At 72.2% G+C, this 19759-nt stretch carries 22 protein-coding genes; 15 read left to right on the plus strand and 7 right to left on the minus strand.

The annotated features are described in order from the left end of the window. Positions 1–424: 424 nt before the first annotated feature. Entirely contained in the window at positions 425–1408 is a 984-nt protein-coding gene (locus tag NOSIN_RS14605) for an alpha/beta fold hydrolase (protein ID WP_077693597.1), read from the minus strand. Between the two features lie 54 nt (positions 1409–1462). Here NOSIN_RS14605 and NOSIN_RS14610 point away from each other — a divergent pair, with 54 nt between their 5' ends. After that, positions 1463–2077, plus strand: a complete 615-nt coding sequence (locus NOSIN_RS14610) for a TetR/AcrR family transcriptional regulator (protein ID WP_077691271.1) — start codon at positions 1463–1465, stop codon at positions 2075–2077. 9 nt (positions 2078–2086) lie between these two features. Here NOSIN_RS14610 and NOSIN_RS14615 read toward each other — a convergent pair whose 3' ends face one another. Continuing rightward, positions 2087–2470, minus strand: a complete 384-nt coding sequence (locus tag NOSIN_RS14615; RefSeq protein WP_077691272.1) for a DoxX family protein — start codon at positions 2468–2470, stop codon at positions 2087–2089. A gap of 79 nt (positions 2471–2549) precedes the next feature. Between NOSIN_RS14615 and NOSIN_RS14620 the strand changes: the two genes are divergently transcribed. Together NOSIN_RS14620 and NOSIN_RS14625 are read left to right on the plus strand one after the other, a co-directional pair. Continuing rightward, positions 2550–3431: a sigma-70 family RNA polymerase sigma factor gene (locus NOSIN_RS14620; RefSeq protein ID WP_077691273.1), complete on the plus strand. Its 882-nt coding sequence runs from the start codon at positions 2550–2552 to the stop codon at positions 3429–3431. 69 nt (positions 3432–3500) lie between these two features. Continuing rightward, the gene (locus NOSIN_RS14625; RefSeq protein ID WP_077691274.1) at positions 3501–3974 is read left to right on the plus strand and encodes a carboxymuconolactone decarboxylase family protein; all 474 of its coding nucleotides are present in this window, start codon (positions 3501–3503) and stop codon (positions 3972–3974) included. A 171-nt stretch (positions 3975–4145) separates the two neighbouring features. Here the strand turns inward: NOSIN_RS14625 and NOSIN_RS14630 are convergent, their stop codons facing one another. Then, complete coding sequence (locus NOSIN_RS14630) at positions 4146–4523, minus strand: MerR family transcriptional regulator (RefSeq protein WP_077691275.1); 378 nt, start codon at positions 4521–4523, stop codon at positions 4146–4148. 156 nt (positions 4524–4679) lie between these two features. Here NOSIN_RS14630 and NOSIN_RS14635 point away from each other — a divergent pair, with 156 nt between their 5' ends. Beyond that, the gene (locus tag NOSIN_RS14635; RefSeq protein ID WP_077691276.1) at positions 4680–5753 is read left to right on the plus strand and encodes an alkene reductase; all 1074 of its coding nucleotides are present in this window, start codon (positions 4680–4682) and stop codon (positions 5751–5753) included. A gap of 155 nt (positions 5754–5908) precedes the next feature. Here the strand turns inward: NOSIN_RS14635 and NOSIN_RS28205 are convergent, their stop codons facing one another. Together NOSIN_RS28205 and NOSIN_RS14645 are read right to left on the minus strand one after the other, a co-directional pair. Next, positions 5909–6223 carry a hypothetical protein gene (locus NOSIN_RS28205; RefSeq protein WP_375539662.1) on the minus strand — a complete coding sequence of 105 codons (315 nt, stop codon included), beginning with the start codon at positions 6221–6223 and terminating at the stop codon, positions 5909–5911. Between the two features lie 320 nt (positions 6224–6543). Further along, positions 6544–7101, minus strand: coding sequence for an ATP-binding protein (locus tag NOSIN_RS14645; RefSeq protein WP_077693598.1), 558 nt, complete (start codon positions 7099–7101; stop codon positions 6544–6546). A 216-nt stretch (positions 7102–7317) separates the two neighbouring features. On the opposite strand from NOSIN_RS14645, the gene NOSIN_RS14650 reads away from it, so the two are divergent. From NOSIN_RS14650 to NOSIN_RS14680, 7 genes are all read left to right on the plus strand, one after another. Then, complete coding sequence (locus NOSIN_RS14650; RefSeq protein WP_077691278.1) at positions 7318–8169, plus strand: helix-turn-helix domain-containing protein; 852 nt, start codon at positions 7318–7320, stop codon at positions 8167–8169. 1 nt (position 8170) lies between these two features. Further along, positions 8171–8422, plus strand: a complete 252-nt coding sequence (locus tag NOSIN_RS14655) for a DUF397 domain-containing protein (RefSeq protein ID WP_077691279.1) — start codon at positions 8171–8173, stop codon at positions 8420–8422. Positions 8423–8875: 453 nt separating this feature from the next. After that, a complete protein-coding gene (locus NOSIN_RS27780; protein WP_077691280.1) occupies positions 8876–9076 on the plus strand; it encodes an SDR family oxidoreductase in 201 nt (66 codons plus the stop codon). 115 nt (positions 9077–9191) lie between these two features. Continuing rightward, positions 9192–10202: an alpha/beta hydrolase gene (locus tag NOSIN_RS14665; protein WP_077691281.1), complete on the plus strand. Its 1011-nt coding sequence runs from the start codon at positions 9192–9194 to the stop codon at positions 10200–10202. Positions 10203–10428: 226 nt separating this feature from the next. After that, the gene (locus NOSIN_RS14670; RefSeq protein ID WP_227014793.1) at positions 10429–11613 is read left to right on the plus strand and encodes an MFS transporter; all 1185 of its coding nucleotides are present in this window, start codon (positions 10429–10431) and stop codon (positions 11611–11613) included. A 307-nt stretch (positions 11614–11920) separates the two neighbouring features. Continuing rightward, positions 11921–12283, plus strand: coding sequence for a hypothetical protein (locus tag NOSIN_RS14675; protein WP_227014792.1), 363 nt, complete (start codon positions 11921–11923; stop codon positions 12281–12283). A 188-nt stretch (positions 12284–12471) separates the two neighbouring features. Continuing rightward, positions 12472–13518 carry an SDR family oxidoreductase gene (locus NOSIN_RS14680; RefSeq protein ID WP_206057633.1) on the plus strand — a complete coding sequence of 349 codons (1047 nt, stop codon included), beginning with the start codon at positions 12472–12474 and terminating at the stop codon, positions 13516–13518. Positions 13519–13732: 214 nt separating this feature from the next. On the opposite strand, the gene aztA is transcribed toward NOSIN_RS14680, so the two are convergent. Further along, positions 13733–14494, minus strand: a complete 762-nt coding sequence (gene aztA / locus NOSIN_RS14685; protein ID WP_077691284.1) for a zinc ABC transporter ATP-binding protein AztA — start codon at positions 14492–14494, stop codon at positions 13733–13735. Between the two features lie 51 nt (positions 14495–14545). Between aztA and aztB the strand changes: the two genes are divergently transcribed. The 4 genes from aztB to aztD all read left to right on the plus strand — a co-directional run bounded on the left by aztB (position 14546) and on the right by aztD (position 18987). Continuing rightward, positions 14546–15469, plus strand: coding sequence for a zinc ABC transporter permease AztB (aztB, locus tag NOSIN_RS14690; protein ID WP_170293695.1), 924 nt, complete (start codon positions 14546–14548; stop codon positions 15467–15469). Continuing rightward, on the plus strand, positions 15466–16671 hold the full coding sequence (locus tag NOSIN_RS14695) for a WD40 repeat domain-containing protein (protein WP_077691285.1): 1206 nt from the start codon (positions 15466–15468) through the stop codon (positions 16669–16671). The genes aztB and NOSIN_RS14695 overlap by 4 nt, the downstream gene beginning before the upstream one ends. 5 nt (positions 16672–16676) lie before the next feature. Beyond that, entirely contained in the window at positions 16677–17696 is a 1020-nt protein-coding gene (gene aztC / locus NOSIN_RS14700; RefSeq protein WP_077693600.1) for a zinc ABC transporter substrate-binding protein AztC, read from the plus strand. A 100-nt stretch (positions 17697–17796) separates the two neighbouring features. Beyond that, a complete protein-coding gene (gene aztD / locus NOSIN_RS14705; RefSeq protein WP_077691286.1) occupies positions 17797–18987 on the plus strand; it encodes a zinc metallochaperone AztD in 1191 nt (396 codons plus the stop codon). Between the two features lie 18 nt (positions 18988–19005). Here aztD and NOSIN_RS14710 read toward each other — a convergent pair whose 3' ends face one another. Next, positions 19006–19551, minus strand: a complete 546-nt coding sequence (locus NOSIN_RS14710) for a hypothetical protein (RefSeq protein ID WP_227014791.1) — start codon at positions 19549–19551, stop codon at positions 19006–19008. Positions 19552–19759: the final 208 nt, after the last annotated feature.

The following is a 19759-nucleotide window of genomic DNA, read 5'->3' on the forward strand; positions in this document are numbered from 1 at the left end:
GGACGAGGAAACGTGAACGTGGAACGCGCTCACGGGTGTGCGGGAAAGGGCACGGATTCCGGACCTGTGCCAGGGGCACCGCGGCCCGGACCTGAAATGCCGGATCGTGCGTCGTCGTCACACCCTTGGCCCGGCGAGCCGGGCGCTCTTGGAACGAAATGTCGTCTTCGTTCCCTCTCATCCTACACGCACCCCCGTTCTCCCCCCTGGACGCTTCTCCCCGGTCCCGGCCCCGGTCGCGGCGGCCGGAACCGGGGCCGGGGCCTCCTGGTCGAACGCGCCTCCAGCCAGGTCGGCCACCGGGAACCTTCACCGGATGATCTTGCTCCCAGTGGCACTCTCGACCGCCGACAGTGCCACTGGGAGCAAGATCATCGCTGTCGGGAGCCAGCACCTTCTCGGTCACCGCACCGGTGCGCTCCCCTCAGGTGCGGTCGGCCCCGTCCAGGAAGGCGTCGATGTCGGCGGCCAGCTCCCGCGGGTACTCGCCGTTGACCGCGTGCGAGGCGTCGGGGTAGACCTCCACCGTTGCGCGGCTCAGCGCGCGCTCGGCGGTGGCGACCGCGGTGTCCGGGTCGTGCATCACCGACTCCCCGGCGATGACCGCCAGCACGGGCATGTCCAGGTCGGCGAGCGCCTCCTCAGCGATCCTGGCGGGCTGGGGCAGCTTGAGCGCGTAGTCGCGCATCCCGGACTCGATCATGTCGGCGACCGGCACGTCCTCCACCGGCGCGCCGCCCGCGGTCCAGGAGTTGAATCCGTCGCGCCAGGACCTCGGCAGCCAGGGCAGCGTGGCGGGCAAGGAGCGCAGGACGACCTCCAGGGGCATGCCGTCGAGGACGAACACCGGCTCGACCAGCGTCACGGTGGCGAGGCGCGAGGGTTCGCGCGTGGCGAGGTTGGCCGCCGTCCAGCCGCCGATCGACAGTCCCACCACGTGGAACTCCTCCTCGGGCAGGCCGCCGAGGGCCTGGTGCAGCCACTCCGCCTGGTCATCGTCGTCCTCGATGGGCCTGGCCTGCACGCTCAGGCCGGGCTCGCCCAGCAGGTCGACCGTGTAGACGTCCCCCACCTCCAGCAGGGACGGCAGGTTGTCCGCCCAGACCGGCGAGGCCGACGCACGCCCGGGCAGGAGCACCAGCGGACTCCGCGCGGCGCCCGCCTCTCCCGTCCCCTCGAAGCGGTACATCCGCACGACGCCGTAGTCCGTGCGCACGTCGATCTCTGCGTCCGGCCGGGGCATCTCCGCCATCGCGGCCTCGTAGGCCTCCATGAACGCGTCGTGCCCCTCGGCCGAGCGCCAGTGCCCGACCGGGGAGGGCGTGCGCAGAGCGATCGCGGCGAGGAGCACCACGGCGGCGACGGCGCCGAGCACGATGACCCACCGGTTTCGCTTCCTCTTCTCCACCACGCCCCCTAACCGACTGGTAAGTAATCTGACCGTACGGTAAGTTCTGGAGTCATGGCAAGAGAGAACCCCCGTTCCCCGGCGCGAAAGCCCGGAGAGCCCACCCTGACCGAACAGGCGCGACGCGCCCAGCTCATCGACGTGACGGTCCGGCTCATCGCCGAAAACGGGAACGCGGGCACCTCGCTGGCCCGCATCGCCGAAGCCGCCGGTATCACCAAGGCCGCGGTGCTGTACCACTTCGGTTCCAAGGACGCCCTGGTGCGCGCGGCCCACGAGAGCGCGCTGACGGGTCTGGTGGAGCACGTGGGCGCGGCCGTCGAGAGCGCCGGCGCCGAGCGGGCGCCCGCCGCCTACGTCCTTTCGATGGTCGGCTACCTGCGGGACCACCCCGGGCACACCCGGGTGATCGTCGACGCGGTGGCCGACGGTGAGGACCGCCGCTCCAGCGAGCGCTGGCGCCCCCTGGCTGACCTGATGCACGCCGCCCGGCGGGCACACGGGGCGGGCTCGGAGACGGACGCCGGCCTGGATCTGCGCACTACGGCGCTGATCGTCGGCGGCGGCATCGACGCGATCGTGGCCGAGCACCTGGACCACCCCGGCTTCGACCCGCTCGCCGCCGCAGAGGACCTCGTCGCCATGCTCGACAGGACTCTCTTCCCCTGACCCGCACGGTCAGCCGACGAAGGACTCGGGGCCGAACCGGCCCCACGCCACGAAGGCGGCCAGGGCGAGGTAGGCCAGGTTCACCAACGCGTGCAGGGGCTCTCGACGACGAAAGGTCACGACCGCCGCACCGGCCATGACCACCATCAGCCCGACGGCCGCCAGCGGCACCAGGACCGGTGCGACGCCGAGCACGGCGGGCAGGACCAGGCCGACCGCGCCCAGAACCTCGACCGCGCCGAGGGCCTTGACGAAGCCCGCGCCGAAGTCCTCGGCCCATCCCCCGCCGGGAGCCCTGGCCAGCTTCTCCCGGGGAACGAACAGCTTGGCGGCGCCCGCGAAGAGGAAGACGGCGGCCAGCAGTCCGGTGACGATCCACAGAGCGAGATGCATGAGTTTCCCCTTGCCGGTTACCTTGACCCTTCCGGGCCCGTCATATCCATGACGAAACCCGCTCGTGGAAGGTAACGACATGACCGGATCCGTTCCGGAGGAAACCGTGGCAGAGGCCTTCGAGGAGCAGCGCGGGCGCCTCGTCGCGGTGGCCTACCGGATGCTCGGGTCGCGGGCGGACGCGGAGGACGCGGTACAGGAGGCGTGGCTGCGGTTGGCGCGCCAGGACGCGGCCTCGATCGACAACCTCGCAGGCTGGCTGACCACCGTGGTGGGCCGTGTGTGCATCGACATGCTGCGCTCGCGCGGGACCAGACCCGAGGCGCCGTACGAGGACCGGCTGCCCGACCTCGTGGTGACCGAGGACGACGGCCGGGAACCCGAGGACGACGTGCTGCTCGCCGACTCGGTGGGACTGGCGCTGCTCGTGGTGCTCGACACCCTCCACCCCGCCGAACGGCTGGCCTTCGTGCTGCACGACATGTTCGCGGTGCCGTTCGAGGAGATCGGCCAGATCGTCGGCAGGTCCACGGACGCCACCAAGATGCTCGCCAGCCGGGCCCGCCGCAAGGTGCGGGGCACACGTCGCCCGACCAGCGAACGGCGGCAGCAGCGCGCGGTGGTCGACGCCTTTCTCGCGGCGGCGCGGAGCGGGGACTTCGAGGGGCTGCTGCGGGTGCTCGACCCGGAGGTGATGTGGCGCGCCCACACGCCGCGCGGCGTGGTCGTCAGGCTGGGGGCGACCGAGGTGGCCGGGAGGCTACAGCACGCACGCCACGCGAAGGTGACCGCGCGCCGCGCCCTCGTCAACGGCGAGCCGGGGGTCGTGGTGTGGGGCGCCGGCGGCAGGCCGGTGGCCGTGATGGCCTGCACCGTGGCCGGTGGCCGGATCGTCGAGGTCCTGTCGGTGATCGATCCGAGGCTCCTCGCGGCGATGGACGTCCCGCGACGTCCCGACTGACGGTGTTACGTCCGGGGGCTCCGTCTCGTCCAAGTGGTTGGAAGGCGACCAACGACGAAGGAGACCACCATGGCAGCCAGACTCAACCCCCTCGGCACCGACGTCGGCCCGAAGCTCGTGCGGCACCTCGTCGCGACGGGCAGGGCCGTGACCGACTCGTCCCTGCCCCGGGCGACCCAGGAACTGGTGAAGATCCGGGCGAGCCAGATCAACGGCTGCGGGGGCTGCCTGGACATGCACACCAAGGAGGCCGCGCACGCGGGCGAGACACCGGTCCGGCTCAACCTGGTCGCGGCGTGGCGGGACGCGACGGTCTTCACCGACGCGGAACGGGCCGCGTTGGAACTCACCGAGCAGGGCACCCGGCTCGCCGACGCCGGTGACGTCACCGACGAGGTGTGGGAGAAGGCGGCCGAGCACTACGACGAGGAGCAGCTCACCGCCCTCGTGGCGCAGATCGCCCTCATCAACGCGTTCAACCGGCTGAACGTCATCCTCCGCCAGCCGGGGGGCGACTACGAGCCCGGGCGGTTCCACGCCTGAGCCGGGGCCGGGTGCCCGGCCTCCCGGCGGCGGGCCACCACCGGGGGAGGACCCGACGCGGTGGCCCGCCCGGGGTGGAGCGCTTCGCACGTCCTGGGCCGGGCACCCGGCAGGTACGGCGGCGGGCAGGCGGCCTGGAGCCGGTCGGGCCCGGAGGGCACGCGAGGGCGGTCAGACGGAAGCGCCGGAGCGCAGTTTCTCCTGGTAGGTGCGGCCCGTGGCTATCAGGGAGTCGAGTGCGTCCCGCGTGCGCACCAGTTCGGCGATGTGCCCGGTGAGCCGATCGCGTTCCCGTTCCATGTGCTCCATCGCCGCGTCGGAGTTCCCCTCGCTGGGCGCGTCCACGCAGGGCAGCAGCTCGATGATGGTGCGGCTGGGCAGCCCGGCGGCGTACAGCCGCTGGATGAAGGTGACGCGATCGACTTTGTCCTCGGTGTAGTGCCGCTGCCCGCTGGCGCTGCGGGTGCTGGTGAGCAGGCCCTGCTCCTCGTAGTAGCGCAGGGACCGGACGCTCACTCCCGTCCGTTTCGCGAGTTCTCCGATGCGCACGGCTTCCTCCCTGTGGCCTGTGACCCGTGGTGACCCGTGAGCCGTGGCCCGTGACCTGTGAACTGCGGCACAGGCACTTGCCCCTCACATCAATGTCAGGTTTTAGCGTAGTCGACGTGCCCGGGAAGGGCGCACAGTCCACGGAGGAGACCTGACGTGACCAGCTTGTTCGAGCGCTACCGACTCGGGAACCTGACCCTGCCCAACCGGGTGGTGATGGCGCCGATGACGCGCGTCCGCGCCGCCGCGGGCGGGCTGGCGACACCGTCCATGGCGACGTACTACGCCCAGCGCGCGACCGCCGGCCTGATCGTGTCCGAGGGGGTGCAGCCGAGCCTGGTGGGGCAGTCCAACCCGGGCACGCCGGGGCTGCACACCGACGAGCAGGTCGAGTCCTGGAAGCCGGTGACCGCCGCGGTGCACGCCAACGGCGGACGGATCTTCGCCCAGCTCATGCACGGCGGCCGCGTCTCGCACCCGAGCACCACCGGTGTGCAGCCGGTCGGCCCCTCGGCCGTTCCCGCCGTCGGTGACGTGTTCACCCCGACCGGCCCCCGGCCCACACCGGTGCCGCGCGCGCTGGAGGAGTCCGAGGTGCCCGAGCACGCCGGGTCCTACGCCGAGGCCGCCCGCCGCGCCGTCGTCGCCGGGTTCGACGGGGTGGAACTGCACGGCGCCAACGGCTACATGATCTCCCAGTTCCTCTCGTCCAACGCCAACCTGCGCACGGACTCCTACGGGGGCTCGGTGGCCAACCGGATCCGGTTCGCCGTCGAGGCCGTGACCGCCACCGCCGACGCCGTCGGGGCGGAGCGCACCGGTATCCGCCTCTCCCCCGGCGGGCTGTTCTGGGGTGTGGAGGAGACCGAGGTCCGCGAGCTCTACACCGCGCTGCTGACCGAGCTGGCCCCGATCGGGCTGGCCTACGTCCACCTCGAAGCCACCGCCGACGAGGAGCTGCTGCTGGAGCTGCGCCGCGTCTGGCCGGGCACCCTCGTCATGAACCCGACGCTTCCCATGGGCCCGAAGCAGACCGGAAGGGACGACGCCGACCACTGGCTCGGGCAGGGCGCCGACCTCATCAGCTTCGGCCGCTCCTTCGTCTCCAACCCCGACCTGGTCGAGCGGCTCCGCACCGGGCTGCCGATCGCCCCGGTCGACGAGGCCGACTTCTACCAGGGCGGCGACCGGGGATACCTGACCTACCCGGCGTACCAGCACAGCGCGTAAGTCCGGGCCCGGGTACTTCCTCCTTACTCCGCGCAGAAGAGGAGGGGAGGTCCGGGGACGAGTGGCCCGGGGACGAGTGGCGGCCCTTCCGGGAAGACTTCCGGGAAGGGCCGCCCTGCGTTCGGGACCGAGGGTCGGGGACCGGTCCGGCGCCCTCAGGCCGTGGCGGGAACGCGGGGCCGGGAACCGGTGCCGGTACTGGTGCCGCTGTCGGTGATGGATGCCGGAACGCGTCCGTCGGTCGGTCGTGCCCAGGGGCGGGCGGCGGGCGGATCGGTGTGCGGGGTGGTGTGCGGCCACAGCACCAGGAGCAGGGCGTCGACGTCGCGGGCCTCGACCATGCCGGTGGGAGTGACGGCCCAGAACGACTGCGTCGCTTCCCCGTAGTAGACGATCAGGTGGCGGTGACGAGTCTGGACCGCGGCGGCCTGGGCGTGTTCGCGGGAGAACTCGGAGCGGTGGCCGCCCAACCGGGGAAGCCCCTGGGCGCGGCGGAGGCGGCAGGAGGGGTGGTCACACGAGGGAAGGGACTGCGCCGAAGGCGTCCGTTGAGGGTGGTGGAGGGCGACGGGCGGGCATACGGGGCCGACGAGCGGGGTCCGGCGCGGAAGTGGAAGTGGCATCGGTCGAACATCGTCCGAACGGCGGGGCGAGGGGATAGGGTTCTGCATCAGATCCTCTTTCCTTACTTATGACTGGTTTGGTTTCGGGGATTCAGGGCCCGGGAGAAGCGGTGATGCGCTTTCCGGGCCCGCCTCGTGTCTTGGGTCGGCTGGTCCGGGCTCAGAGATCAAAGATCCGTGGGGATGTTCCACCGGCTTCCGGTGAGGTCATAGGCCAGGTAGAACCACACGGTTCGGAACTCGGCGTTGCCGTTGTCGCCCCACTCGGAGGCGAAGGCGTTCACCATGGCCAGCCCTCGGCCCGATTCGGCGTCCAGGTCCAAGCCGTCGAACCTGAGGGCCAGGCTGGCGTCCTCGTCCCGGAGTCCGCCCCGGTCACGGCAGGTCAGGTGCATCCCGGCGCGGTGGCGGTGGACCAGGAGGGTGTAGCTGCCACCTGGCTGGCCCGAGAGGCTGTGCCGGATGGCGTTGTTGGCGAGTTCGCTGCCCAGCAGTGTGAAGAGGTACCGGTAGTCCCTGCTCCGGGCGGCGGCGCAGGTGTCCAGGAACGCCCGCACCAGCGGCATCACGGCAGGGGTTCCGGCGAAGTCGTAGCGGCGCAGCCGGTAGCTCGGCCGCTCGGGACGCCGGGTGAAGTAGTGGCGGTGGGCGGGCCGGATGAAGCTGGCCAGCGGCACCGTGGCCTTCTCCAGTGCGGGCAGGGAAGTCGGGACTGTTGCGGGCATGACGAACACACTCCTTGCATGGACATGAGGTGAGCAGGGGTTTCGCGGGCCCGTTGGAGGAGTCTCACGGATGCCGTGATGCGCGGAACGGGCAAGGCGTAGCCTGACCGGCATGCACCGTCCGTGATGCTCCGGTCACTGACTACACTCATATAATGCGGCTCGATAATCGAGCTGTCAACGATAATCGGAAAACCTTTAGCTTAGAATCCTCACATGCACAGCACCTTCAGCCCCACAGTGCGCCGTCGACGACTGGCGCGCGAGCTTCGCCGGCTACGTGAGTCACAGGGATTGAAGCTGTCTGTGGCCGCGAAAACCGCCGACGTGCCGCAGTCCACGCTCAGCAACATCGAGAGCGCAGACGCACGCCGCATCAAAGCACGTGACATCGATGCCCTCGTTGACCTGTACAAGGCACCAGAGGAAGTCCGATCAGCCCTCCACGAACTAGCGAGGGAATCAAAGGAGCAAGGCTGGTGGTCCAGTTACAAGGATGTCTTCGGCGGTAACGCCATCCCGGACTTCGAAGCCGAAGCCTCCATGATTCGGACATACCAGTGCCAGGTCATCCCTGGACTGCTGCAAACTCCCAGGTACAGCGAGGCTGTCTTCCGAGGTGGGCGCGCGTACTCGGACGACGAAGTCAGACGCAACGTCGATGCGCGACTACAGCGCCAGCACATCCTGGGGCGGTATCAGCCACCGCACTTTTGGGCTGTGATCGACGAAGCGGCCCTGAGAAGGCGGCTCGACGATCCAGAAATTATGCAGGAGCAACTACAGCATCTGCTGAACATGGCCACCAGGAAAAACGTGGACCTCCAGGTGCTGCCCTTCAATGCGGGCATGCATGCCGGGCTGTCTGGTTCGTTCGTCCTACTGGACTTCCCCAACCCTGCCGATCCCTGCATCGCCTACACCGAGACCGCGACGGCTAGCCTCTTTGTCCAAGATTCCGACTCTGTGCAGCGCTATGTCACGATCTTCTCGAACTTGAACTCAGCAGCACTTCAAGCTCCACACACGACTCACTTCATCCAGCAGATCATGGAGCAGGAGAACTGACATGACTACTAGGACCGAACCGAGATTCTTCAAGTCCAGCTACAGCAGCGACAGGGTCGAATGCGTTGAAGTCGCCCATATCCCCGCGACCTTCCGGAAGAGCAGCCACAGTGCCCAAAACCAGAACTGTGTGGAGGTAGGCGACCTCCCCTGCGGCGCCGCCATCCGCGACTCCAAGCACCCCGACGCCGGACACCTCCCCTTCCCCGCCACCGAGTGGACCGGCTTCCTCAGCGCCGCCCTCTCCTCCTGATGCGCTGACCACAAGGACTCCCCGGGGCCTGGCCATCCAGGATGATCTTGCTCCCAGTGACACTCTCGACCACCGACAGTGCCACTGGGAGCAAGATCATCGGCGAGGAGACCCCGCACGTCACACCGGCAACGGTTCCGGCCAGTCCGCTGACCAGCACGCGACACCGACGCCCGGTCGCGCCCGGACGGACTGCGACCGGCCGGACCCTCGCCATGCCCACCCTCGCCCCGGCCGGGCCTCCTCACCCGCGTCCTCACCCTTCCGCTGAACGGTCGACCGAGGGGTCGAGCTCGGCCGCCACCCTCGCCGCCGTCTCCCGCAGCCACGTGTGCGCCGCGTCGTGCTGGTGCACCGGATGCCACCACAGCGCCTCCTGGATCGGCGCCGCCGGGAACGGGCACGGCAGCATACGCAGTCCGGCGCACTCACCCGCCTCCGCCCCCGGAGGCGATGCGTCGGGCCAGCGTCGAACAGACTCCTCTGGGGCGGACGGGGACGGTGGAGGGCATCGCGCCCCTGGTCGTGTTCCTGGTCTCCGACGAATCCTCGTTCGTCACCGGTGTGGAGATTCCGGTGTACGGCAGGTACAGCACCCACGGCGGTGCCAAGGCGGTCTCGGACGCGCTGCGCGACCCCGGTCCTGCGGCCTGACCGGTCCCGTGTCGGCTTCTACGGCGGCCGGTCGATGCAGTAGGCTCACCGCCGCCCGATCGCCGACCACGAGAGGGGTCCTCATGTCGATGGCCTTCGCCCCGGGAGCGCGGTCATGAAGCTGTCGAGGGTGGCACCGGAGCTGCGCGGCCCCCTGCTCCGGTCTCCGGAGATACCGGTGCGGCTTCCGTGGGCCCTGCGCTTCACGCGTTTCCTGATGCACCGGATGGACGCCCGGCACCTGCCCGGCGTCACGCTGGAACTGCCCGAGGAGGCGGCCCCCGGCGTCCGGGTGTACCGGCCCGAGGAACGCCGTTCGGACGCCGCGCTCCTGTGGATCCACGGCGGTGGACTGGTCATCGGCCGCGCCGCGCAGGACGACCCCCTGTGCAACGCCACCGCCCTGGAACTGGGCGTCACCGTCGTGTCCGCCGAGTACCGCCTCGCGCCCGAGCACCCGTATCCCGTGGCGCTCAACGACTGCCACGCCGCCTGGACGTGGCTGCGGGAGAACGCCGGCTCCCTGGGCGTCGACCCCTCGCGCGTGGCCGTCGGCGGGCAGAGCGCGGGAGGCGGGCTCGCCGCCGCGCTCGTGCAGCGGCTGCACGACGAGGGCGGCACGCGGCCGGTCGCGCAGTGGCTGCTCTCCCCGATGCTCGACGACCGCACCGCCGCCCGGCGCGACCTGGACAAGGTCGGCCACTACATGTGGAACAACAAGGCCAACCGCTTCGGCTGGCGCTCCTACCTCGCCACCGCGCCCGGCTCGTCCGCCGTCCCCCGGTACGCCGTCCCCGCGCGGCGGGAGGACCTCAGCGGGCTTCCGCCCGCCTGGATCGGCGTCGGCGACATCGACCTCTTCCACGAGGAGTCCCGCGAGTACGGGCGGAGGCTGAGGGAGGCGGGCGTCGACGCCGCCTTCCACTCCGTTCCCGGGGCACCCCACGGGTTCGAGTCCTGGGCGCCCGGCACCGGCATCGCCGGCGACTACCTCGCGACGGCCCGGGCATGGCTGGGCCGGGCCCTGGCGCAGGGGCCGGACGGCCCCGGGCTCAGGACGTGCGCCCGTTCCGCGGACTCCCCGGACGGAGAGCACCGGCGTCACGAGGAGGACGGGACCACCTGAGGGGAGTGTGCAGGCCTTCCTCCCCCAAGGGCGGTACCCCACCGCGGCCCCGGCCCGGGTGCCGACCGCTCCCGATCCGCGACCCCGGCCGCCGAGCGCCGGTCGGACACCGTGTAGAACCGGGTGGTCACGTCATCGGATGACTCCGAGGCCGACGGACACCCGGCGGCCGCCGCCCGTGAGGCGCCGGCGGCGGGACGGGGAGCGCACAGGCAGGGAGACCACGTTGGGAAGAGGCCGCGTCACCGGGGCGCCGTGGCTCTGGCCGCTGCTGGTGAGCGTCGTGTTCACCCACACCGCGCTCAACCTCGCCCGCCCCCTGGTCTCCTACCGGACGATCGCCCTGGGCGGGGACGCCGTGGCGGTCGGGCTGGTCACCGCCGCCTACGCGCTGCTCCCCCTGCTGGTGGCGGTCCCCCTGGGCCGGGCGACCGACCGGACACGGCGCATGGGGTGGATCGTCGGCCTGGGCTCGGCGATCCTCGGCGCGGGGTGCCTGCTGCTCGCGCACGGTTCGGGCCTGTTCGCGGTCGCCGCGGCCAGCACCGTGCTGGGTCTGGGCCACCTGCTGTGCATGGTCGCCGGCCAGGGGCTCATCGCCCGCCTGTCCGCCCCGCAGCACCTGGACCGCGACTTCGGGTGGTTCACCGCGGCGGCCTCCCTCGGCCAACTCGTGGGTCCCCTGCTGTCCGGCGCGATCCTGGCCGACGCGTCGGGGGACGCGCTGCTGTCGGCGACCTCGTCCGCCCTGCTCGTCGCCGCGGTGACCGGTGCTCTGGGGATGGCGCCCCTCCTGGCCCTCGCCCGTGTGCACATGCCCCCGCCCTCCCGGAGCAGGGGATCGGCGAGGACTCCCGCACTGGACCTGCTGCGCAGGCCGGGTCTGCCCTCGGGGCTGTTCGCCAGCCTCGCGCTGCTCTCGGCCGTGGACATCCTCACCGCCTACCTGCCGCTGGTCGCCGAGAACCGGGGGATCCCTCCGATGCTGGTCGGTGTCCTGCTGAGCCTACGCGCGGGGTTCTCGCTCCTGTCCCGCCTGCTGCTGTCCCGGCTGGTGCTCCGGTGGTCGCGCGAGGCGCTGATCGTGGTGAGCACCGCCGCCGCGGGCCTGTCCATGGCGGTGGTGGCGCTGCCCGTCAGCGACCCGTTCGTGCTGGGCGCCGTGCTGGCCGTCGGGGGCTTCCTGCTCGGCTTCGGCCAGCCGCTGACGATGTCGAAGGTGACCACGGCCGCTCCGGAGGGCGCGCGCGGCGCCGCCCTGGCGCTACGGGTCTGGGGGAACCGGCTCGGGCAGGTCGGGATCCCCGCCGTCGGGGCGGGGGTCTCGGGTGTGGTGGGAACTCCGGGGGCCCTGTGGTTCGCGGCGGCCGTGCTGGTGGCGTCGGCGGTCACCGCGTCCAGGCGCGTGTGAGCCGCCGCGCCGTGCGGGGCGGGAGGGCCGCACGGAAGGCGTGGGTTCGGGGAGTCGCACGAGCCCGCCGTGCCCGCCGAAGTCTCCGCACTTCCGGTTCTTCCTGTTTTGCTAGGGTCCCACGAATGGATTGTCGGCAATTTGGGAAGGCAGGTTCTGACAAGCGTCAACAGATGGTCAAGAGGCGAAACTCATGTGGACTTCGGGTGGTCCGGATTCGATCGTGCGCGCGCTGGCTGCCTTGGGTCTTCCACCGATCTTCGACCCCGAGCACCGGCCCGCCGGTGCCCAGAGGGAGGATGAGCCTGTGCTGGCCGAAAGCCTGATCGCCGCGGGCGAGATGCAAGCCGGACCCGCCCCGGTGCCCGGACGCGGCGGCGCGGCGGGTCCATGGGCCGACACCGTGCAGGACCGCGAGCTGGCGCAGGCCCTGCTGTACCGGCGTATGGAACGCACCATCGCCGACTGGCAGTGGGCCACCGACACCGCCCCCTCACGCGCCGGCGCGGCGGCCGAGGCCGCGATGTTCGCGGCCCACGCCCTCGTCGCCGCGCACGCCGACCCGGACTCCGAGCACGCCGAGGGTGACCTGGAGGAGGCCGAGGAGTCCCTGCGGGCCGCCCTGGTCCTGGTGCGGACCGCCCGGCCCGCGGCGCAGAAGCAGGACTGAGCAGGTCCCCGGCCCCGGTCACCGGACCGCGGACGAACGGCGTGCGCACCAGGTGAACATGTCGGGGTCCCCGCCGGTCCGCGGCGCGGACGGACGCCTTCTCCGACGCGGAGTCCGTACCCGCCCCGGCCCGTGGCGGGCGGCGTGTGCCCCGGGCGATCCGGGGTAGCCGTCGCCCTATCGGGTGTGTGCCGTCGGACGCGGGGGAGATGGTGGTCGTGCGGGTCAGGGGCTGTGTCGCCGTGGTGACGGGCGCGTCCAGCGGGATCGGGCGGGCCACCGCGCTGGCCCTCGCCCGCAAAGGCGCGTCGGTGGTGCTGGCCGCCCGGGGCGGGCGGGCGCTGGAGGAGGCCGCCGAGGAGTGCCGTGCCCGCGGCGGCCGCGCGCTGGCGGTCGTCACCGACGTAACCGACCACGGGAGCGTCGAGGATCTGGCCCGCCGCGCGACCGGCGAGTTCGGCCGGATCGACGTGTGGGTCAACTGCGCGGCGCTGACCCTGTTCGGCTCCTTCACCGAAGTGCCCCTGGAGGACTTCCGGCGGGTCGTGGACGTCAACCTCATGGGATACGTCCACGGCGCGCGGGAGGCACTGCCCCGCTTCCGGGAGCGGGGCCGTGGTGTGCTGGTCGACGTCTCCTCGATCGTGGGCGTGGTCGCCCAGCCCTACACCCACGCCTACGGGGCGACGAAGTTCGCCGTCCGCGCGCTCGACTCCTCCCTGCGCCAGGAACTCGCCCTGGCCGGGGACCGGGACATCCACGTGTGCACCGTGCTGCCCGCCGCGATCGACACCCCGATCTTCGACCACGCCGCGAACTACACCGGGCGCAGGGTCGTGGCGATGCCGCCGGTCTACACCCCCGAGAAGGTGGCCCGCACCATCGTCGACCTGGTGCGCGCACCGCGCCGGGAGGTCGTCGTGGGCCCGGGCCGGGGCCTGCTCACGATGTCCAGGATCGCCCCGGGGGCGGCCGAACGCGTCATGCGGGTCCACGTCGAACGCAACCACCTGTCCCGCCACGAGCCCGAACCCGCCAACAGCGGGAACCTGTACCGGCCCGAGCCCGGTGTCGGACGGGTCCACGGCGGCTGGCACGGCGGACGCCGCACCGCCGTGCGCCGCCTGGCCGCGGCGGGAGCGCTGGGCGGGGCCGCCGTGGTGCTCGCCCGCATGCGGTCCCGGCGGCGCCCGGCGCGACGCGCGAACCCGGTGCGCGCGCTGCCGGCCCGCTGATCCGCCGATCTGCCGGCACGTTGACCCGCCGACCCGTCGGTCCGCCGCTCCGCTGATCCGCCTGCCGTCGGAAGGGCCGGCGACGGCCACGCCACGCGGACACCGACCGGCCGCGGCGGTGTGGCCGCGGACCGCCCGCGTTCGGCCCCGGCCCGGCCGGCCGTGGTCCGCCAAGCCGGGGCCGGACCATCCGCACGAGGCGTCCGAGGCGTCCTCATGACCTCCCGGACACGGAAGGGACGCCGGAAGCGACCGGTTCCACGGAACGCTCGGGGCGCGCGCCGGTCCTCCCCCGGGCCGCGTCCCAGGCCCAGACGACGTCCGCCGGAGGACCGGAGGCCACGAGCGCGCCGTCCACCAGTACGAGGCAGTGGTCGGCTTCCAGCGCCTCCTGGGAATCGTGTGTCGCGTGGACGACGGTCGTCCCGCCGGCGCCGACCCGTCCCAGGACCAGGCGGACGCGCTCCTGGGAACGGTGGTCCAACCCCGCCGACGGCTCGTCCAGGAGGAGCAGGTCCGACTCCTGGGCCAGGCCCTGGGCGACCAGGACCCGCTGGCGCTGGCCGCCCGACAGCTCACCCAGGCGGCGGTCGGCCAGGTCCGCGACCCCCATGCGTTCGAGGCACTCCCCCACCACGGTTCGGTCGCGCCCGGTCAACGGCCTCCAGAACCCCCGGTGCGCCCACCGCCCCATCGCGACCGCCTCGCGCACCGTGACGGGCAGGACGTCGGAGACCGCGCTGCGCTGGGCCACCAGGGCCGGGCGCGGCCGCCGTGCGGACACGACCCTCCCCCGACGGGCCCGGACCGTGCCCGCCAGCAGCCCGAGCAGCGTGGACTTGCCCGAGCCGTTGGGCCCCACGAGTGCCGTGACCGCCCCCGCGGGGATCACCGCGTCGATGCCCCGCAGGACGTCGCGCCTCCCATAACCCGCGTACACGCCATCCAGTTCCACCCGGTTCGCCGGACTCCTCATACCCACCCCCATGTGAAAACGATAATGATTATCGTTGTACAGTGTCTCACCATGGAAGCTCTGTTCGATCCGTTCGGGGTCGTGTTCGTCCAACGCGCGCTGTGGGGCGGGATCCTGGTCTCCCTCATCTGCGCGCTCGCCGGAACCTGGGTGGTCCTGCGCGGCATGGCCTTCCTGGGCGACGCGATGTCCCACGGCATGCTGCCCGGGGTGGCGCTGGCCTCCCTGCTCGGCCAGAGCGTGGTGCTCGGCGCGGCCCTGGCCGCCGGGGCGATGGCGGCGGGCGTCACGGCGCTGGGCCGCTCGTCACGGCTGTCACAGGACACGAGCATCGGGCTGCTCTTCGTCGGGATGCTCTCGGTCGGCGTGATCGTCGTCTCCCACTCCGCCTCCTTCGCGGTCGACCTCACGGGCTTCCTCTTCGGGGACGTCCTGGCGGTGCGCGAGCGCGACCTGGCCCACCTGGGCGTCGCCCTGGCCGCGGCCCTGGTGGTCGCGGTCGCGGGACACCGCGCGTTCCTCGCGCTGGCCTTCGACCCCCGCAAGGCCCACACCCTGGGCCTGGCGCCCCGTGCGGCCCACGGGGTCCTGCTCGGACTGGTCACCCTGGCCGTGGTCGCCTCGTTCCACGTGGTCGGCACCCTGCTGGTGTTCGGGCTGCTCATCGCTCCCCCGGCGGCAGCGGCCCTGTGGGCGCGCAGCGTCGCGGCGATCATGCTGGGCGCGGCCGTGCTCGGCAGCGCCTCCGTCCTCCTGGGCCTCCTCCTGTCCTGGCACTGGGAGACGGCGGCCGGGGCCACCATCACCGCCGTGGCCACCGCCCTCTTCCTCGCCTCGGCGTGCGCCGCCGCCGCGCGGTCCCGCCTCGTGACGCACAGGCCCCCCTCACACCCCCCGGGCCCGGACCCGGGCCCCCTGGAAGAACCCCCGCCTCCGAGAGAACCCCTACAGACGAAGGAGACCGGTGACGCATGACGCGTGAACACCGCAACACCGCGCTGGTGGGCGCGGCCGGACTGTCCGCCCTCCTCCTCGCGGCCGGCTGCGCGGGCCAGGACGCCCGAGGCGCCGAGGAAGCCCCCGAGGAGACCCCGCACGGCCACGTCGAGGGAGCACGGGAGAGCGCCGAGCCCCGGTCGCGTCTCGTGGTGGCCGACGCGCGCAGCGGCGAGGTCCGGGTGCTCGACCTGGTCACCGAGGAGGTCACCGGCCTCGACCCCGTGGAGGGCGTCGACGGCATCGCCGGTGACGGCCGTTTCGCCTACCTGTCGTCGTCGGACCATCGGACGACCCACATCGTGGACAGCGGGGCGTGGACCGTCGACCACGGGGACCACAGCCACTACTACCGGGCCGAGATCCGGGCCGTGGGGCCCCTGGAGGGCCTCGTGGCGGGACAGGCGTCCACGGACACCGCCCTCACCGCCCTCACCGGCCGGGACGGCGGAGCCGCCGTGCTGGACCGGGCCGCCCTGGAGGAGGGGGAGGTCGGGACGGCCGCGCCCGTGCCCGACGGGGCCGCGGCGGTTCTGCCCATCGCGGGCCGCCTCCTGGTGGCCGAGGGCGGCGCGGAGGGCGGAGTCAGGGTCCACGACCGCTCCGGCTCGCCCCTGGAGCTCCTCGACGACACCTGCGCCCAGCCCCGGGGCCAGGCCCTCACCCGGCGCGGAGCGGTCATCGGCTGCGCCGACGGCACCCTCCACGTCACCGAGGACGACGGAGAGCTCACGAGCACGCTGGTCCCCCACCCCGACGGCGCCGAGGGACGGACCGGGGAGTTCCACCACCGACCCGGCTCGGCGACCCTGGCCTCCGTGTCGACCGGGGGAGAGGTCTGGGTCCTGGACCTGGCCGAACCGGGGTGGACGCGGCTGGACCTGCCCGGCGCCGTGGCCGTGACCGCGGTCGGCGCGGGCGGCCCCGTCCTGGCCCTGACCGGGGACGGGACCCTGCACTCCCTGGACCCGCGGACGGGAGAGGAGTACGCCTCCGCCGACCTGCTCAGTGGGACGGACCCCGAACACGCCCCCGTCATCCGGGCGGACACCAGCCGCGCCTACGTCAACGACGCCGAGGGCGGGGTCGTCCACGAGATCGACTACGACGACGACCTGCGCGTGGCGCGGACCCTGGACACGGGGACCACGCCGCACTTCATGGTCGAGACGGGCCGGTGACCGCCATGGCCACGCCGTCGGCGCTCATGTCCAGGGTGACCGCGTTCGCGCTGGCGGGAGCCGCCCTCCTGGGGTCGGCCGCCTGCTCGCCCGGGGAGGGCACGGGCGAGGGGATCGTGGTGACCACCAACATCCTGGGCGACATCACCCGCAAGGTCGTGGGCGACCAGGCCGAGGTCACCGTCCTGATGAGGCCCGACGCCGACCCCCACTCCTTCGCCCTCTCCGCACGGGAGGCCGCCGTCGTCGAGAACGCGGCGCTCGTGGTCTACAACGGCCTCGGCCTGGAGGAGGGGGTGCTGCGCAACGTCGCGGCGGCGGAGGAGGCCGGGGTGCCCGCACTGGAGGTCGGCGCGGGCGTCGACCCCCTTCCCTACGGCCCCGCGGAGAGCGGCCACGGGGAACACGGGCACGCGGAGATCGGATCCGAGGAGCACCGGGACGGGGACGCGTCGACGGGGACGGAGAACGAGAGCGCGGGCGAGCCCGATCCGCACTTTTGGACCGATCCGCGGCGGGTCGTCCTGGCGGTCGACCTGATCGCCGGACACGTCGTCGAGCAGGTCGACGGCGTGGACGCCGACGCCGTACGCGCCAACGCCGAGGCCTACACCGCCGAACTGGAGGAACTCGACGCGTGGATGGCCGAGGAGTTCGCGGCGATCCCCGAGGAGGACCGCAAGCTGGTGACCAACCACCACGTCTTCGGCTACCTCGCCCGGCGCTACGGCTTCGAGGTCATCGGCACCGTGATCCCCAGCGGCACCACCCTGGCCTCGCCGAGCACCTCCGACCTCAAGTCCCTGTCCGACGCCGTGCGCGAGGCGGGTGTGGACGCCGTGTTCGCCGACTCCTCCCAGCCCGACCGCCTGGCCACCGTCATGGCCGAGGAGGCGGGAACGCGCGTCGAGGTCGTCCCCCTGTTCTCCGAGTCCCTGAGCGAGGAGGGAGGGGGCGCGGCCACCTACCTGGAGATGATGCGCGCCAACACCGAGTCCATCGCCACCGGACTGCGTGGCGGGTGACCGGGGTCCAGGATCCCGGCACCACCGCGGCGGCCGCCCCGGCCGGCCGCGGACCCCTCGAAGAACCCCGAGAAGCACGAGAGAGAACGGCGAGAATCCCATGAACGCACCACCACGCCCCGCCCCCGGAGCGGTACTGCCCGTGCTGCTGTCCGCCGGACTGCTGCTGACGGCGTGCGGCACCGGAGAGGACGCCCCGCGGGAGCAGGACGGCGAGGACCGGGCCGCCGCGGCCGAGGCCGTCGCCGACGATCCGGTCGTGACCACCTACGACGGCGGCCTGTACGTCCTGGACGGCCAGACCCTGGAGGTCGTCGGCGACATCCCGCTGGAGGGGTTCAACCGGATCAACCCGGCCGGTGACGAGCGGCACGTGCTCGTCTCCACCTCGGAGGGATTCCAGGTCCTGGACGCCGTCGGCGCGGAGCTGACCGACACCCTCTTCCCCGCCGACTCCCCCGGCCACGTCGTCCGGCACGCGGGCAGGACGGTCCTGTTCGCCGACGGCAGCGGCGAGATCACCGCCTTCGACACCGACGCCCTCGGCGGCGGCCTGCCCGAGACCGACGTCCGCACGGCCGAGGAGGCCCACCACGGCGTGGCCGTCGAACTGGCCGGCGGCGAACTGCTGCTGACCCTCGGAGACGAGGAGGAGCGCGTCGGCGCCGTCGTCCTGGACGCCGCCGGGGAGGAGGTCGCCCGCAGCGAGGAGTGCCCGGGAGTCCACGGCGAGAGCACCGCCGAGGGCGGGGCGGTCGTCATCGGCTGCGAGGACGGCGTCCTGATCTACCAGGAGGGCGGGTTCACCAAGGTGGACAGCCCCGACGGCTACGGGCGCATCGGCAACCAGGCCGGCGGCGAGGAGTCCCCGATCGTCCTTGGCGACTACAAGACCGACCCCGACGCCGAACTGGAGCGCCCCGAGCGGGTCGCCCTTATCGACACCAGGGACGCCGGCCTGACCCTGGTCGACCTGCCCGGAAGCTACACCTTCCGCTCCCTGGGCCGTGGACCCGGCGGTGAGGCCCTGGTCCTGGGCACCGACGGCGGCCTGCACGTGATCGACCCCGAGAAGGGCGAGGTCGTGGACAGTATCGAGGTGACGGACGAGTGGCGGGAGCCGCTGGAGTGGCAGCGGCCCCGCCCGGCCCTGTTCGTGCGCGGCGGCACCGCCTACGTGAGCGACCCCGCCACGAGACGGGTGCACTCCCTGGACCTGGAGTCCGGTGAGGTCACCGCCTCGGTGACCCTGGAGGAGGCGCCCAACGAGCTGAGCGGGGTCGCACCCTAGCGCGGTGGCCGCAGGGGTTCACCGGCTCGCCCGTGGGACGTGATCCTGTACTCGCAGCGCACTTCGACGCCCGGCCTCGGCGTGGCCGTTCACGCGCTGGACGAAGATGTTGTCCCACCACGTCAGGTGCTGGGTGTCGAACTCTCGCGCGAAGGCTCCCTTGGACAGCCGGTGGATGTAGTAGGCCCCCGGCCCTCCGAGCCGGTCCAGGGTCCTCCAGGAGCAGTGCAGCTCGCCCACCCCGGGGACGTCGTCGAGCTCCTCCCCGTCCGAGGGGGCGAAGGAGGCCAGCACCTCGCTCCGGTGCGCGGTGTAGTGCTCGATCAGGCGCCGCGACACACCGCCGTCCTGGTGACGCGAGCGGGTCTGCACGCTGCCGTCGGTGCCGCGAACCTCGATCGTGTACTCGCCCTCGGCCGGGAAGCCGGTGGGCAGGTTGACCATGTACCAGTAGTAGTCCAGCGTGCGGTCGTAGACGTGGCCGTCGGTGTCGGCCGGGGTGAAGCGCTGGTCGGTGGACTCCACCTCGTACCCGCCCGGGCCGCGGGCGGTGATCGACTCCACCAGCCGGGGGTGGGCACGCCGGGCGTGGGGTGGAAGGACACCAGGAACTTGTGCTGCTCCTTGGGCAGCGGGGTCCCCTCGAAGTCCCGGTAGACGTCGCAGGCCATGACGTCGTAGACGCGCAGTGGGGGGTGGCTCACGGTCGGTTCCTTCGCTGTGGGGTCGCGTTGTCCCCGTGAGTGTGCGCCCGCCGCGGGGTGCGCGCATC

It is taken from the genome of Nocardiopsis sinuspersici (assembly GCF_001998325.1).
GTDB classification, from domain to species: Bacteria; Actinomycetota; Actinomycetes; order Streptosporangiales; family Streptosporangiaceae; genus Nocardiopsis; species Nocardiopsis sinuspersici.